Source organism: Shimia aestuarii (assembly GCF_022814865.1).
Classification (GTDB): domain Bacteria; phylum Pseudomonadota; class Alphaproteobacteria; order Rhodobacterales; family Rhodobacteraceae; genus Shimia; species Shimia aestuarii_A.
Genome location: NZ_JAKVRD010000005.1, coordinates 38,795 through 53,301 on the forward strand (window position 1 = coordinate 38,795; position 14,507 = coordinate 53,301).

At 64.0% G+C, this 14,507-nt stretch carries 12 protein-coding genes; 6 read left to right on the forward strand and 6 right to left on the reverse strand.

Features of this window, described 5'->3' with window-relative positions:
• The first annotated feature begins 25 nt into the window (after nucleotides 1-25).
• From hrpB to MK745_RS06710, 3 genes are all read left to right on the forward strand, one after another.
• Nucleotides 26-2,470 carry an ATP-dependent helicase HrpB gene (gene hrpB / locus MK745_RS06700; protein ID WP_243612510.1) on the forward strand — a complete coding sequence of 815 codons (2,445 nt, stop codon included), beginning with the start codon at nucleotides 26-28 and terminating at the stop codon, nucleotides 2,468-2,470.
• 101 nt (nucleotides 2,471-2,571) lie between these two features.
• Nucleotides 2,572-3,030, forward strand: a complete 459-nt coding sequence (locus MK745_RS06705) for an NUDIX hydrolase (protein WP_243612511.1) — start codon at nucleotides 2,572-2,574, stop codon at nucleotides 3,028-3,030.
• 90 nt (nucleotides 3,031-3,120) lie between these two features.
• Complete coding sequence (locus MK745_RS06710) at nucleotides 3,121-4,602, forward strand: inorganic phosphate transporter (RefSeq protein ID WP_243612512.1); 1,482 nt, start codon at nucleotides 3,121-3,123, stop codon at nucleotides 4,600-4,602.
• Nucleotides 4,603-4,621: 19 nt separating this feature from the next.
• Here the strand turns inward: MK745_RS06710 and gndA are convergent, their stop codons facing one another.
• From gndA to MK745_RS06730, 4 genes are all read right to left on the reverse strand, one after another.
• A complete protein-coding gene (gene gndA / locus MK745_RS06715; protein WP_243612513.1) occupies nucleotides 4,622-6,019 on the reverse strand; it encodes an NADP-dependent phosphogluconate dehydrogenase in 1,398 nt (465 codons plus the stop codon).
• An 85-nt stretch (nucleotides 6,020-6,104) separates the two neighbouring features.
• Nucleotides 6,105-7,163, reverse strand: coding sequence for a 2-dehydropantoate 2-reductase (locus tag MK745_RS06720; protein ID WP_243612514.1), 1,059 nt, complete (start codon nucleotides 7,161-7,163; stop codon nucleotides 6,105-6,107).
• Between the two features lie 262 nt (nucleotides 7,164-7,425).
• On the reverse strand, nucleotides 7,426-8,352 hold the full coding sequence (gene argF / locus MK745_RS06725) for an ornithine carbamoyltransferase (protein ID WP_243612515.1): 927 nt from the start codon (nucleotides 8,350-8,352) through the stop codon (nucleotides 7,426-7,428).
• 4 nt (nucleotides 8,353-8,356) lie between these two features.
• A complete protein-coding gene (locus tag MK745_RS06730; protein WP_243612516.1) occupies nucleotides 8,357-9,538 on the reverse strand; it encodes an aspartate aminotransferase family protein in 1,182 nt (393 codons plus the stop codon).
• A 285-nt stretch (nucleotides 9,539-9,823) separates the two neighbouring features.
• Here MK745_RS06730 and MK745_RS06735 point away from each other — a divergent pair, with 285 nt between their 5' ends.
• The gene (locus MK745_RS06735; RefSeq protein WP_243612517.1) at nucleotides 9,824-10,717 is read left to right on the forward strand and encodes a DMT family transporter; all 894 of its coding nucleotides are present in this window, start codon (nucleotides 9,824-9,826) and stop codon (nucleotides 10,715-10,717) included.
• A gap of 171 nt (nucleotides 10,718-10,888) precedes the next feature.
• Here MK745_RS06735 and MK745_RS06740 read toward each other — a convergent pair whose 3' ends face one another.
• Nucleotides 10,889-11,689, reverse strand: a complete 801-nt coding sequence (locus MK745_RS06740; RefSeq protein WP_243612518.1) for an ABC transporter permease — start codon at nucleotides 11,687-11,689, stop codon at nucleotides 10,889-10,891.
• Between the two features lie 131 nt (nucleotides 11,690-11,820).
• On the opposite strand from MK745_RS06740, the gene MK745_RS06745 reads away from it, so the two are divergent.
• Together MK745_RS06745 and MK745_RS06750 are read left to right on the forward strand one after the other, a co-directional pair.
• Nucleotides 11,821-12,408 (forward strand): GcrA family cell cycle regulator, encoded by a 588-nt coding sequence (locus tag MK745_RS06745; protein ID WP_243612519.1) that lies wholly within the window; start codon nucleotides 11,821-11,823, stop codon nucleotides 12,406-12,408.
• Between the two features lie 209 nt (nucleotides 12,409-12,617).
• Nucleotides 12,618-13,754 (forward strand): endo-1,4-beta-xylanase, encoded by a 1,137-nt coding sequence (locus MK745_RS06750; RefSeq protein ID WP_243612520.1) that lies wholly within the window; start codon nucleotides 12,618-12,620, stop codon nucleotides 13,752-13,754.
• Here the strand turns inward: MK745_RS06750 and MK745_RS06755 are convergent.
• Nucleotides 13,751-14,494, reverse strand: a complete 744-nt coding sequence (locus tag MK745_RS06755) for a prephenate dehydrogenase/arogenate dehydrogenase family protein (protein ID WP_243612521.1) — start codon at nucleotides 14,492-14,494, stop codon at nucleotides 13,751-13,753. The two genes, MK745_RS06750 and MK745_RS06755, sit on opposite strands and share 4 nt — an antisense overlap.
• Nucleotides 14,495-14,507: the final 13 nt, after the last annotated feature.

The window sequence follows — 14,507 nt, forward strand, 5'->3', positions numbered from 1 at the left end:
CGCGCCCTGCCCGATAAGGGCGATCATGACGACCCTGCCCATCCATGACGCCCTCGCGCCGCTGATCTCTGCGCTGCAAGCGCGCGGCCGCGCCGTGTTGCAAGCCCCGCCCGGTGCAGGCAAGACCACCGTCGTGCCGCTTGCGCTTCTCGAGGCCGGGTTGGTCTCGGGCAAGATCCTCATGCTCGAACCCCGCCGCCTCGCCGCCCGCGCCGCCGCCGAACGCATGGCCGAAACCTTGGGCGAAAAACCGGGACAGACCGTCGGCTACCGCGTGCGCGGAGAAAGCAAGACCTCCCCCCGGACCAAGATCGAAGTCGTCACCGAGGGCATCCTCACCCGCATGATCCAATCCGACGCCGAGCTTTCGGGCATCGGCGCGGTGCTGTTCGACGAATTCCACGAACGTTCCCTCAACGCCGATCTCGGCCTCGCCCTCTGCCTCGAGATTGCGGACGCCCTGCGCGACGATCTCATGCTACTGGCCATGTCCGCCACGCTCGACGCCGAGCCCGTCGCCGCGCTCATGGGCGATGTGCCGGTGATTACCTCCGAGGGACGCGCCTACCCCGTCGAAACGCGCTGGCTCGACCGCCCGCTCGCCAAACAGGACCGACTTGAAGACGCCACGGCCCGCTTGATCGAAAAAGCAGCAAGCGAAACCGACGGCGGCATCCTCGTCTTCCTCCCCGGCGAAGGCGAAATCCGCCGCACGGCCCAGCGCCTCAAACTGCCGCCCGAGTGTCATATCCGCCCGCTCTTCGGCGCCATGCCCTTTGCCGAGCAGCGCGCCGCGATCCGCCCCGAACCCAGCGGTCGCAAGGTCGTCCTCGCGACCTCGATCGCCGAAACCTCGCTCACCATCGAAGATATCCGCGTCGTCGTCGACGCAGGCCGCGCCCGGCGTGCGCGCTTTGATCCCGGCTCTGGCATGTCGCGCCTTGTCACGGAAAAAGTGAGCCGCGCCGAAGCGACCCAACGCACGGGCCGCGCGGGGCGTGTCGCGGAAGGCACCTGCTATCGTCTCTGGACCAAGGGCGAGGAAGGCGCGCTCCTGCCCTTTCCACCCGCCGAGATCGAGGCCGCAGACCTCACCGGCCTCGCCCTCGAGCTGGCACTTTGGGGCGCCGTGCCCTCCGACCTCGCCTTCCTGACCCAACCCAACCCCGGCTCCTATGCCGAGGCGCAGAACGTCCTCAAAATGCTTGGCGCGCTCGACGCCCAACACCGCATCACCGACCATGGCCGCGCCCTCGCGGCCTTGCCGCTCCATCCGCGCCTTGGCCATATGCTCGCCCTCGCTGGCCCCGACGCCGCGCCGCTCGCGGCCCTCCTTGCCGCGCGTGATCCGCTCTCCCGTGGCGCCCCCGTGGACCTATCGCTCCGGCTTGAAGCCCTGCGCGATCTGAAGGCCTTTACCGAACGCCGCCCCTACCAAGTCAACCGCGCCGCGCTGCATACGATCCGCGACGAGGCCAAGCGCCTCGCGGCTGCCACGAAGACCCGCTCCAAAGACAGGATGAGCGCCGCCGAAATTGCCGCCCTCGCCTACCCCGACCGCATCGGCCTGCACCGCAAGGGCGACGCACCGCGCTTTGTCCTCTCCGGCGGCAAAGGGGCCATTCTGGACGAAGACGACCCCCTCGCGTCTACCCGCCTCATTGTCGTGACCGATACCGACGGCAACCCGCGCGAGGCCCGCATCCGCCAAGCCATCGCCATCTCCGAACCCGAGATCCGCGCCCGGTTCTCGGATCAGATCACCTGGCAAGATAGCTGCGCTTGGTCCAAGCGCGAGCGCCGCGTCATCGCCCGGCGACAGGAAATGTTCGGCGCCATCGCCCTTGATGATCGTCTCTGGAAAGACGCCCCCGACGAGGCCATCGCACGCGCCATGCTCGACGGGGTGCGCGATCTTGGCCTGACGCTTTCCGATGCCACCCGTCGCTTCGTCGCCCGTGTCGATCTTCTGCGTGCCGCGGGACATGACCTCCCCGATATGTCGTCCCATGCCCTGCTCGAAACTCTCGAAGACTGGCTCCTGCCGCACCTTTCCGGTGTGAGGACCGCCGAGCACTGGAAAAAGTTCGATCTCCTTGATCCGCTGCGCGCCCGTCTCGACTGGCCGCAGATGCAGCTCCTCGACCGCGAGGCACCCGCGCATTTCACGACACCGCTCGATCGCAAAATCCCCATCGACTACGCCGGCGACCACCCCGAAATCTCGCTGCGCCTTCAAGAGATGTTCGGCCAGAAGACCCACCCCACCGTGGGCTGCACCCCCCTGCGCGTGACGCTCCTGTCGCCCGCCGGGCGGCCCGTGCAGACGACGATGGACATTCCCGGGTTCTGGGCGACGTCCTACGCCGATGTGCGCAAGGAGATGCGGGGACGCTATCCGAAACACCCCTGGCCCGAAGACCCGACCGAGGCCGATCCGACCCTACGCGCCAAGCGCCGGAAAACGTGATGAACTCGTAAATATGCGGGGGGTTGAAGTCTTTAACAAAAAACGTATATACAACAGCGATACAAAAAACGCGAACACACGAGCAGAAACCCGATAGTCCCATGACGGATGCCTTCAAGAATGCGCTTCAAAGCGTCGTGACTCCGCTATTCCGCCGCCCCCGGCGGCTGCAGGTGGCTGCGCTGTGCTACCGTGAGGATGGGCCGAAGAAGAAGGTTCTCCTCGTGACAAGCCGTGACACCGGTCGCTGGATCGTGCCCAAGGGCTGGCCCATCGACGGTCTCGACGCCCCCGGCGCCGCGATGCAGGAAGCCTGGGAAGAGGCAGGCGTCAAAAAGGGCGAGATCGACACGGATTCGGTCGGCACCTACGAATATGACAAACGCCTCGACAGCGGCATGCCCGTTCCGGTTGAAACCAAGGTCTACGCCGTTGAGGTCAAGACCCTCAAGGACGACTACCCCGAGGCCGACGAGCGCACCCGCAAATGGGTTGCCCCCGAAGAGGCCGCCGAGATGGTGGATGAGCCGGGGCTGCAGTCGATCCTGCGACAAATGTGAACCATTTGTAACGGTTCCATGACAGAATCCTTGCTCTGAACGGTTTTCCGTTCTACCCCGCCGTGACTTTAAAGACGGCGGAGCGAAAACATGCGCTATGACAGCGACGGCAAGGAATGGTCCACACTCGACCGAGACCTGCACCGGATTTCCAATCTCGAATACGCGACGAACTACGTCTCGCGCCCGATGGTCGGGCTTGGCATTGCGCTGGTGTTCATCGTGGTCGCTGGTCTCGCCGCCGGGGTGCTCTTCGGCTCTTACCCCTCGAACATGATCGTCATCGCCGCCGCTGCCTTCGGCGCGTACATGGCGATCAACATCGGCGCCAATGACGTCGCCAACAACATGGGGCCGGCCGTGGGTGCCAACGCGCTCACCATGGGCGGCGCCATCGTCATCGCCGCGCTCTGCGAAAGCGCGGGCGCGCTTCTGGCAGGGGGCGACGTGGTCTCAACCATTTCGAAGGGCATTATTGACCCCGCCGGAATCGAGAATTCGCGCATCTTCATCTGGGCGATGATGGCCGCACTGATCTCATCGGCGCTCTGGGTCAACCTTGCGACCTACGTCGGCGCACCCGTCTCGACAACCCACTCCGTCGTCGGCGGCGTCATGGGCGCAGGCATTGCCGCCGCCGGTTTCTCCGCCGTGAGCTGGCCCACCATGGCCACGATCGCCGCTTCTTGGGTGATTTCCCCGGTCCTTGGCGGGGTGATCGCCGCCGCCTTCCTCGCTTTCATCAAGGCCAAGATCATCTATCAGGAAGACAAGATCGCCGCCGCCCGCCGCTGGGTGCCGGTGCTGGTCGGGATCATGGCTGCCGCATTTGCCTCCTACCTTGCCCTGAAGGGCCTCAAACGCATCGTCAAAATCGACCTCACCACTGCGCTGATGATCGGCGTCGTCATCGGCGCGCTCACCTATGTCATCACCGCGCCCCTGATCCGCAAGCAATCCGTCGGCCTTGAGAACCGTAACAAGTCGCTGAAGGTGCTCTTCGGCCTGCCGCTCGTGTTCTCCGCCGCGATGCTCTCCTTCGCGCACGGGGCCAATGACGTCGCCAACGCGGTTGGCCCGCTTGCCGCGATCGTCCACGCCTCCGAGTTCGGCAACTTCGCCGCCAAGGTCGCGATCCCGACATGGGTCATGATCATCGGGGCCTTCGGGATTTCCTTTGGCCTCTTCCTCTTCGGCCCGAAACTGATCCGCATGGTCGGTAGCCAGATCACCAAGCTGAACCCGATGCGCGCCTATTGCGTCGCGCTCTCCGCCGCCATCACGGTCATCGTGGCAAGCTGGCTCGGCCTTCCCGTCTCCTCGACCCATATCGCTGTTGGCGGGGTCTTTGGCGTCGGTTTCTTCCGCGAATGGCATGCCGAGCGCCGCTTGCGCAAATTCGCCGCCGAACGCCCGGAAGCCGCCCGCATCGCGCCCGAGGAACGCCGCCGCCGCAAGCTCGTGCGCCGCAGCCACTTTATGACCATCGTCGCCGCATGGGTGATTACCGTGCCCGCCGCTGCGGTGATGTCAGGTGTGATCTTCCTGATCCTGAACGCGCTGATGCACTAACCGAACCTTGGGGCAGACCTTAACCGCCCCATGGCCCGTGATGATCGCCCGTCTGGTCGGTGCGCCGGAACCCGTGCGCGCCGAAGAAATCGCGCTGACCTTGGATAAGGTTCGCCGTGCCACGTCCCTGTCGCATCGCGTCGAACCACTGAAGGCTCGCACTCATCGCGGGCACGGGCAACCCCGCCACAACCGCCGCCGCCACAACCTCGCGCAATGCAGGCACGGTACGGTCAAGCCGCGCCGCCATGCCGGGAGCCAGCAGCAAGGAGCCCTCCTCCGTAGCGCGAAGCGCATCAGCGAGATTATCAAGAAGGCCCGAGCGGATGATGCACCCCGCCCGCCAGATTTCCGCAATCCGCGCAAGGTCGAGCGACCACTTGAACGCTTCGGACGCGGCCTGCAAAACCGCAAAACCCTGTGCATGGGAAAGGATACGCGCCGCCTCAAACGCCTTGGCAAGGGTGTCGACCTCTGGCATTTCCATGCCTCCTGCCGCACCGAACCGCGTTTCGAACGTTCCGCGCAGCGCCTTATCCGACGACCAACTCCGCGCGCCCACCGCCGCCTCGATGCCGCTTGCCGACTGGCCAAGCTTCAAGGCCTCGATCACCGTCCAGCGCCCGGTGCCTTTTTGCCCGGCGCGATCCTCGATCAGGTCGACCATCGCCTGCCCCGTCTCGGGATCCACCGTCTGCAAGACCGCCGCCGTTGCATCCACAAGGTAGCTCTGCAGCGGTCCTTTGCGCCAGGTCTCGAATAGCGCGCCGATCCCCGCCGCACTTTGCCCCGCGCCGTCGCGCATGAGGCCATAGATTTCGGCGATGATCTGCATATCGGCATATTCAATGCCGTTGTGCACCGTCTTGACGAAATGCCCCGCCCCGTCCGGCCCAACCCGGTCAACGCAAGGCGCGCCCTCAAACCGCGCGGCAATTGCCTCGGCCATCGGTTGCAGGCGCTGCCAGCTTTCCGCGCTGCCTCCCATCATCATCGACGGCCCCGTCCGCGCGCCCTCTTCGCCGCCCGAGACACCAAGCCCGACAAAATGCAGCCCCTGCGCCGCAAGCACATCGTTGCGCCGCCGCGTGTCATTGAAATCGGCGTTGCCCGCGTCGATGATCGTGTCCCCCTTTGCGAGATGCGGCGCGGCCTTGGCAATCATCTCGTCCATCGGTGCCCCCGACGGGATCATGAAAAGAAGAACGCGTGGCGGCTCGAGCGCGGCAATGAACTCTTCAAGGCGCTCCTGCCCCGTGATCCCCGCCGCGAGCGGGCCGGCCTCTTTGAGGAATGGCGCGATCCAGTCGCTCTCGCGGTTGCTCACCGCAACGCGAAACCCTTTCTCGGCGAGGTTCAACGCAAGTGCGCTTCCCATCGTGCCAAGCCCGTATACCCCGATATCGGCAAGCTGCATCGCGGCCTGTCCTCTCGCGCTGTTTCCGCTAACACGACAAGACTGCCCCTTAGCGCCCCCGGCTGCAACCCTTCGGGGGGATTGTTCAGGCGGATTGCTTCTGCACCCGCACCAAACGCCTCATATCGCGCGGAAAAAGCTGGGGGGAACCCGCGCCCTTGGCCTCCGCCTCGCGGATAAGCTCGGCCACACAGGCGTTGATCGGGGTCTTGATCCCCTTTTCGCGCCCAAGCTCGACGATCATCCCCTGCAATTCGTCGATCTCTGTGCGCCGCCCTTCCTGAAGGTCTTCCCACATGGAACTGCGCGCATTGGGATCAATGGTCAGCATCGAGCGCGCCACCCAATTGAACAGAAGCGAAGGCAAGCGCAGAATCTTCGGCATGATGCGGATCGGAAGACGGCGGTTCAAAGGCATGACCGCCTCGATCTCTGCCGCTTCCAGCACCCGGATCGCTTCGGAAAGCTGATCCGCCATGATCCGCCGCCAGCCCATGCTCCGCAACTGATCGCGCAGCGGCATGCCCGCAAGCGCGTTCAGCGCGTTGTTGAGGTTGATGAGCAACTTGCCCCACTGGATCGGCACCATCGCGTCACGCTCATGCACCGTCAGCCCCTTGACGCTGAGCGTCCAGGCAAGCCAGCCCGGCCCTTTCTCGATCACGATGTCGCCGCTCGTGCCGCGATGGAACCGCCCGCCACCCATCGACACGATATTGAACGGCACCATGCCTGCGCGCACATCAAACCCCGGCAGCGCCGATTTGAGCACACCACCATTGCCAACCCCGTTCTGCAGGCTCACGACCACGGCCTCGGGCTTCGCATGCGCGCGGATCAGGTCCGCCATCTCGGCGGTATCGCCGCTTTTCACAGTGACAAGGATGATATCTGCCGCTGCAAGGCAAGCCGGGTCCACCGAGCGATAGAACATGTCCGGCGCAAGCTCTTCGTCCAAACCTTCGAAATCCGTGAGCGTAAGCCCCTGCCGCGCCAACACCTCTTCAAGGCGCGGCCGCACGAGAAGCGTCACATGATGCGCCCCTCGGGCCAGCATCCCTCCCACGAAACACCCCACGCTCCCGGCGCCTGCAACGACGATCTGCGGATAGGGAACCTTCTCTTCGGATGTCTTTTCGCTCATCTGCAATCCTCGACCAAAAGGTCTCCCGGCCCATTCGGGGCCGGGCGGCGTCATTGGAACCAGAGACACTCGTCAAACATCACAGGACACTCGGCGCACCAAAGCGCACCGGAGCTTTCGCTGGCTAGTATGCCAATAGGGCAGAATTGAGGCAACTGGCGGCCTCGAACGCCTCGTGTCGGGCTGTTCCTGCAAAACGAAAACGCCCCGCCTGACTTGGCATCAGACGGGGCGGAATTGTCTCTTCTGGGCGTATTGCGCGTTACTTGCCGAGGCACCAGCGCATGACGGCCTTCTGTGCGTGAAGCCGGTTTTCCGCCTCGTCAAAGACAACCGAATGCGGCCCGTCCATGACCTCATTGGTGGCTTCCTCGTTCCGGTGCGCCGGCAGGCAGTGCATGAAAAGAGCGTCCGGCTTGGCGTGGCGCATAAGCTCTGCATTGACCTGATAGGGGCGCAGCTGGTTATGCCGACGTTCCCGCGCCGAGGGCGCATCATGCATCGACACCCAAGTATCCGTGACAACAAGGTCCGCGCCTTCGACGGCTTTCACCGGGTCGCGCTCGATCACGACATTCGCGCCCTTGGCGCGTGCCTCCTCAACGAACACCTGCTCGGGATCAAGCGGCTCTGGCCCGGTAAAGGTCAGATCAAAGCCGAACTGCCCTGCCGCATGGGCAAAGCTCGCAAACACATTGTTGCCGTCGCCCGACCAGACGACCTTTTTGCCCGCGATCGGCCCACGCTTTTCCTCGAAGGTGACGATATCGGCCATGATCTGGCACGGATGGGTGCGGTCGGTGAGGCCATTGATGACCGGCACACTCGCATGTTCCGCCATCTCCAGAAGCGTCGCCTCCTCGAAGGTCCGGATCATGATGAGATCGACATACCGGCTCAGAACCTTGGCCGTATCCGCCACCGTCTCGCCATGGCCAAGCTGCATCTCACTGCCCGAAAGGACCATGGTCTGCCCGCCCATCTGTCGCACACCGACGTCGAACGAAACGCGCGTCCGGGTCGAGGGCTTTTCAAAGATGAGCGCGACCATGTGGTCTTTGAGCGGCTGCTCATCATCCGCCGCGCCGCGCGGACGGCCATTGCGCGCGGCTTTCATAGCGTGCGCGTGGTCGATCATGCCCCGCAGGTCATCCTGCGATGTCTTGTTGATATCGAGAAAGTGCTTCATGGCCTTAATCCTTTGCTGCGGCAACCTGCGCGGCGGCCTTGTCGAGCCGCGCCACGGCTTCGCTGATTTCATCTTCGGAAATGGTCAGGGGCGGCAACAGGCGCACGACGTTATCCGCCGCGGGCACGGTCGCCACCTCGTTGGCATAGCCCGCCTGCACCACGTCAATATTGGTCGCCTTGCATTTGAGGCCGAGCATCAGGCCAAGACCGCGCACTTCCTCGAACACATCCGGATGCGCGGCGACAAGCCCCTCGAGCTTTTGGCGGAACAGGCCCGACTTGCGGCTCACCTCGTCAAGGAATTCCGGCGTCGCCACCACGTCCATGACCGCACAGCCCACGGCACAGCCAAGCGGGTTGCCGCCATAGGTCGAGCCATGCGTGCCCGCCGTCATGCCACTCGCGGCCTCTTCGGTTGCCAGCACGGCCCCAAGCGGAAAGCCCCCGCCGATACCCTTCGCCACCATCATGATATCCGGCGTGATACCCGCCCATTCATGCGCGAAAAGCTTGCCCGTCCGGCCCACGCCGCATTGCACCTCGTCGAGGATCAACAAGATGCCCGCATCGTCGCAAATCTCGCGCAAGGCGCGCAATTCCGCATCCGGCAGCGGGCGAATACCGCCCTCGCCCTGCACCGGCTCGATGATGACCGCCGCGGTCTCATCGGTGATCGCCGCCTTGAGCGCATCCCAATCCATCCAAGGTACATGTTTGAACCCCGGCAGAAGCGGCGCAAACCCTTTGACGAGCTTCTCGCCCCCGGCCGCCGCAATCCCGGCGGACGAGCGGCCATGAAAGGCCCCCTCAAAGCCGATGATCTCGACCTTCTCGGACTGACCTTTGTCATACCAATACTTGCGCGCCATCTTCACCGCGAGTTCGCAGGATTCCGTGCCTGAGTTGGTGAAGAATACCGTGTCGGCAAAGCTCTGCTCGACAAGCTTGTCGGCCAGCGCCTGCTGCTGCGGGATCTGGTAGAGGTTCGAGACATGCCAAAGCTTGCCCGCTTGCTCGGTGAGCGCCGCGACAAGGATCGGGTTGGCATGGCCAAGCACATTGACCGCGATCCCCGCGCCGAGGTCGATGAAACGTCGCCCGTCCGCCTCGATCATCCAGCTGCCCTCGCCCTTGACGAAGTTCAAAGGTGCGCGGTTATAGGTCGGCAAAACAGAAGGGATCATGGTCCTGTCCTTATCAAAGAAGCCCTGTGGTTGCCCCAGAGGGGCGGGCAAGTCAACAATGTGAGAGAGTGAGTGCGCCGATCCGGCGCAGATCATGGGGTTTTCCCGCCGTCATGTCATGACGAAAGGCGCGGCAGGCTCAGGCCCGTCGCGTGCGTCGCAGGCGTCGAAGCCCTTTATGCGCAAATGCGTATCCCATGGCGCTCTCTCTAGCGCCTGCCTCCGCGCTTGCCTAGCCCCTATTTCCCCCTTGCCGCGGATCGCGTTTGCCGACAAGGATCGCGCATGCACGCGCCCGAACCCCAACAGATCGCCCAGAACCCGGCCCTCGCCGCCGCCCTGACCGTGACCGCCGCCGCCTTTGCCGCCGGCACTACGCTGCTCGCCAAGGCGATCGGCACCGGTGTGCTTGGCGATCCGCTGCACCCGTTGCAGATAAGTCAGGGTCGGTTTCTCTTTGCCTTCCTCGCGTTCTCCATTGGCGCGATGGCCCTGCGTCCGCGCTTGACACGGCCCGCCCTGCACCTGCATTTCGGTCGTTCTGCCCTCGGCTGGGGGGGCGTGACGTTGATGTTCGGCGCCGCGACTTTCATCCCGCTCTCCGATGCCACCGCAATCTCCTTTCTCAACCCGGTCTTTGCCATGATCCTCGCCATTCCCTTCCTTGGCGAGAAGGTCGGCCGCTGGCGCTGGGGCTCGGCTGTGCTTGCGCTGATCGGTGCGACAGTGCTCATGCGGCCGGGCGGGGCGAGCCTCGAGTTCGGCGCGCTCTTGGCCCTTGCCGCAGCTCTGGCCATGGGCGGCGAGATGATCTTTATCAAGCTCCTGTCGGGGCGCGAGAAACCGTTTCAGATCCTGCTCATCAACAACGCCATCGGCCTGATACTGGCCAGCCTCGCCGCGAGCTTTGTCTGGCAGACTCCAAGCCCCGCACAATGGGCAGCCCTTGCGGGGATTGGCCTCTTGATGGGGTCGGCGCAGATCTGTTTCGTGAACGCCATGCGGCTTGCGGATGCGAGCTTTGTCTCGCCCTTCTTCTACCTCGCGCTGGCCTTCGCGACTCTCTATGACGCGCTGGTCTTTGGGGTGCGGCCCGACGTGGTGTCTTGGATCGGGGCCGCGCTCATCCTCATTGGCGCCGCGGTCCTTGCATGGCGCGAAACCCGCAAACCGGTTTAGATACGGGCGTGCTCCCGCCCCTTTGAGACGCTGGCCAAGGCCAGCGCCACAAAGCGTTGGGCGTGGCTGGGGGCGCTGCCCCCAGACCCCCGAGGTATTTCCGCCAAGAAGAAATCAGGGGCAGGCTCAAGGCGTCGTCTTGGCCGAAACACGCCCGCCAGAGGCCGCGTTTCAGCTCTTGAGGCGGTAGCCGCTCTTAAGCATGGCCCAAGCCACTAGGCACAGGACCATAGTCGCGCCGCTCACCACGAGAACGCCAAAGCCCGGCGCGCTGTCCGAGACGCCGATCACACCATAGCGCGCACCGTCGATGAGATAGAAGATCGGGTTCATATGGGTCACCCGCGCGAGCCCTTCGGGCAACGCCTCGACCGAATAGAACGTCCCCGACAGGAAGGCGAGCGGCGTGATGATGAAGTTGGTGATCGCCGCCATCTGGTCAAACTTGCCGGCGATGATCCCCGCCATGATCCCGAGCGCCCCGAGGAACGCCCCACCAAGCAACACGAAGACAAACACCCAGCCCGGGTGCGCCACGCCATGCCCAAGGACCAGCACCAGCCCCGCAAGGATCGCCACCGCCACGGCCAATCCGCGCACCACGCCCCCCGCAAGATACCCGATGAGCAGTTCGAGCGGCGACAAAGGCGGCATCAGGGTATCGACGATATTGCCCTGCACCTTCGAGATCATGATCGAAGACGAGGTGTTGGCGAAACTGTTCTGGATCACCGTCATCATCAGGATCCCCGGCGCGAGAAACTCGAGGAACGGCACGCCCATGACATCGCCCCGGCGCGAGCCGACCGCGATGGTGAAGATCATCAGGAACAACCCCGCCGTCACCAGCGGCGCCAAAAGCGTCTGTGTCCAGACCACGCTAAAGCGCAGAATCTCGCGCCGTGCCAGCGTGGCGAGTCCCAGCCAGTTGACCCAACCAAAGCGTCGAACTCCCATTTCCGTGCCGTTCATGCCGTTTCCTCGTTCATTTGCGCTGATTCTCTGCCTTGTAACTCGCTCACGCCTGACTACAATAGAGGGCCAATCTCGCAATGCGGAGCGGCCCTGTCGGGGGGCCGCTTTTTAGCTAAGGAATTCAACGGATGTCGTGGACCGACGAGCGCGTAGAGCTCTTGAAGAAAATGTGGGGCGAGGGCCAGTCGGCCAGCCAGATCGCCAAGGAACTCGGCGGCGTGACCCGTAACGCGGTGATCGGCAAGGTGCATCGCCTTGGTCTTTCCAACCGCAACGCCACCCCCAAGGCCGAAGCCAAGCCCAAGGCAGAGCCCAAGCCCAAGCCCGCGGCCAAGCCCAAGGCAGAGGCCAAGCCCAAACCCAAGCCCGCCGCAGAGGCCAAGCCCGCGCCCAAGGAAGAGCCTGCCGCCGCCAAACCGGCGATGAGCCCGGCGCGCAAGGCGATCATCCCCGCCGGACAGCCGCTGCCGCCGCAGCCCTCCGCGAATGAGATCAGCCCCGAAGCGCTCGCCAAGGTGAGCGAGGTCGAGAAGGCCGCCAAGAAACTCTCGCTGATGGAACTGACCGAACGGACCTGCAAATGGCCCGTCGGTGACCCCGCGACGGATGATTTCTGGTTCTGTGGCCTGCCCGTGCAACAGGGCAAACCCTATTGCGAGGCCCATGTCGGCGTCGCCTTCCAACCCATGTCCTCGCGCCGCGACCGCAAACGGTAACATCCGCGCGCCTTCACGACAGACCCCCTGCAAAATGCCGGCACCCGCGTGTCGGCATTTTCTTTGCGCCGCACCCGGCTCCTCCTCAGACAAAGACCTTGATCGCACGCGCTCCTTTGGCGATCCTGCCCCAAGGCGGCTTCGCTCTATTCTTACAGGGGCCGACCCGGCGCATTTCGCCAGAGCATTGCATTCAGAAGGTATTTGACATGGAATTCAGCAGACGGACCTTTATTGGCGGAGCCGCATCTTCGCTTGCGCTCGCCGGACGGCCAGCACAGGCACGTGCCGCATCCCTCGGAGACATGGCCGCCGAGAAAGGCATCGTCTTCGGATCGGCTCTCGACTACCCCGATGAGCACATCTTCGACACCCCTGCCATCGCCGAACTCTACCAACAGCAATGCCGCCAATTCGTGACCGGCCATCAATTCCTCATGGGGCCGAACAAACGCTTCATCACCTCGCGGTTTTCCTTTGACCGCGCCGACCGGGCGGTGAATTTCGCCCGCGCTTCGGGCATCCCGATGGCCGGCCATGCCGCCATCTTTCATAGCTGGGTGCCAGAGTGGCTGGGCCGGGCCGTGGCCAACAAGGGCGCGCGCAAAGTCATCGAGGATCACGTTCAGGACGTGATGGGGCACTACAAGGGACAGATGAAATACTGGGTGGTCGTCAATGAACCCTTCGACTGGCAGAAACGCCGCGCGGACTACCTGATCCCGACGCCCTTTGCCGAAGGCCTCGGCGCGGAGTATATCGACGTCGCCTTCGCCGCCGCCGCCAAGGCAGACCCCTCCGCTCGCCTTGTGCTCAACGAGGTGGGTCTCGAATATGACTACCCCGATCACCGCCGCAAGAGAGCGCTCATTCTCGAGACCATCAAGCGGCTGAAATCCAAAGGCATCCCGATCCACGCGATCGGCCTGCAGAGCCACCTGCGCCCGAATTTCCCCTTTAGCTCTGCGCGGCTCAAGGGGTTCATGAACGAGGTCGAGCGCCTTGGCCTGAAGATCATGATCACCGAGATGGATGTGTGGGACAACGGCTTGCCAACGGACATTGCACAGCGCGACAAGCGGATCGCGAAAGAACTGACCCGCTATCTCAACACTGTCCTGTCCGGCACGGCCTGCGACCACGTCATGATGTGGGGGCTGATCCACAAATGGAACTGGATGAACCTGCCCGCGCAGCCCGTGCCAAAAGGCATGTCGCAGTATGACTTCCGCTATCCACGCAAGGACGGCACGCCGCACCGCCCCTCTCTCTTCGACGACGACCTGAGCCCCACCCCAGCCTGGCACGCCGTCGCCTCGGCCCTCGAGAAGGCGCGCAAACGCTAGACCTCGAACTGGCCGCGCATCGCCGCTGCCTGGGCAAAGAAACGCTGGCGCACTTCGGCGGCATAGGGGTTGGCCGCCTCGATCGCGTGCAAGACGGTTGGCGGATCATGGCGCACCATCTCGACCGCCTCGCGCATGAGGTCAAAGCTCACCGTCGTCATGCGCTCGGGCAAGGGCCCCATCTCGACAAGCACCTTGGCAATGAGATGGGTCAGCCCCTGCACCATCGCCGCCTCCCGGTCATGCGCCTCTGCCGTCGTCAGAAGCGCCCGAAGCCCGCAGGCGCGCAGGAAGGCCGCGACCCTGAGATGCGCCCGCCCCCGCACCGGACAGATCGCAACCTTCTGCCCCGGCGCACGGCCAAAGCTCTGCGGACCAAAAAGCGGATGCGTGCCAACGATCTCGACATGCGCCGGAAGCGCTTCGCGCATTGTCGCCACCGGGCCGACCTTGACCGACCCGACATCGACCACAACCGCTCCGGGCTGCAACAGCGGGGCGAGTTGCCCGCAGAGATGTGCCATCCGCGCGACCGGCACCGCGATCACGACAATCTCGGCCCGCGCCACCTCTTCCAGCGATCCCATGGTGAGGTGGCGCCCATCGGCAAGCTCTGCCCGCGCATAGGCCGGATCATGCACCACGACCTCGAAATGCTCCGCCAGACCCCCGGCAGCAAGCCGCCCGAACGCGCCAAACCCAATCAGGCCAAGGCGTCTTTGATGTTGAATATCGCCCATATCTCCGGGCTCT

Coding starts and splice junctions, on each gene's coding strand:
- MK745_RS06720 (WP_243612514.1), bottom strand. CDS start 7,163: ATGAGCGAAAAGACATCCGAAGAGAAGGTTCCCTATCCGCAGATCGTC.
- MK745_RS06705 (WP_243612511.1), top strand. CDS start 2,572: ATGACGGATGCCTTCAAGAATGCGCTTCAAAGCGTCGTGACTCCGCTA.
- MK745_RS06750 (WP_243612520.1), top strand. CDS start 12,618: ATGGAATTCAGCAGACGGACCTTTATTGGCGGAGCCGCATCTTCGCTT.
- hrpB (WP_243612510.1), top strand. CDS start 26: ATGACGACCCTGCCCATCCATGACGCCCTCGCGCCGCTGATCTCTGCG.
- argF (WP_243612515.1), bottom strand. CDS start 8,352: ATGAAGCACTTTCTCGATATCAACAAGACATCGCAGGATGACCTGCGG.
- MK745_RS06735 (WP_243612517.1), top strand. CDS start 9,824: ATGCACGCGCCCGAACCCCAACAGATCGCCCAGAACCCGGCCCTCGCC.
- MK745_RS06710 (WP_243612512.1), top strand. CDS start 3,121: ATGCGCTATGACAGCGACGGCAAGGAATGGTCCACACTCGACCGAGAC.
- MK745_RS06745 (WP_243612519.1), top strand. CDS start 11,821: ATGTCGTGGACCGACGAGCGCGTAGAGCTCTTGAAGAAAATGTGGGGC.
- MK745_RS06740 (WP_243612518.1), bottom strand. CDS start 11,689: ATGAACGGCACGGAAATGGGAGTTCGACGCTTTGGTTGGGTCAACTGG.
- MK745_RS06730 (WP_243612516.1), bottom strand. CDS start 9,538: ATGATCCCTTCTGTTTTGCCGACCTATAACCGCGCACCTTTGAACTTC.
- MK745_RS06755 (WP_243612521.1), bottom strand. CDS start 14,494: ATGGGCGATATTCAACATCAAAGACGCCTTGGCCTGATTGGGTTTGGC.
- gndA (WP_243612513.1), bottom strand. CDS start 6,019: ATGCAGCTTGCCGATATCGGGGTATACGGGCTTGGCACGATGGGAAGC.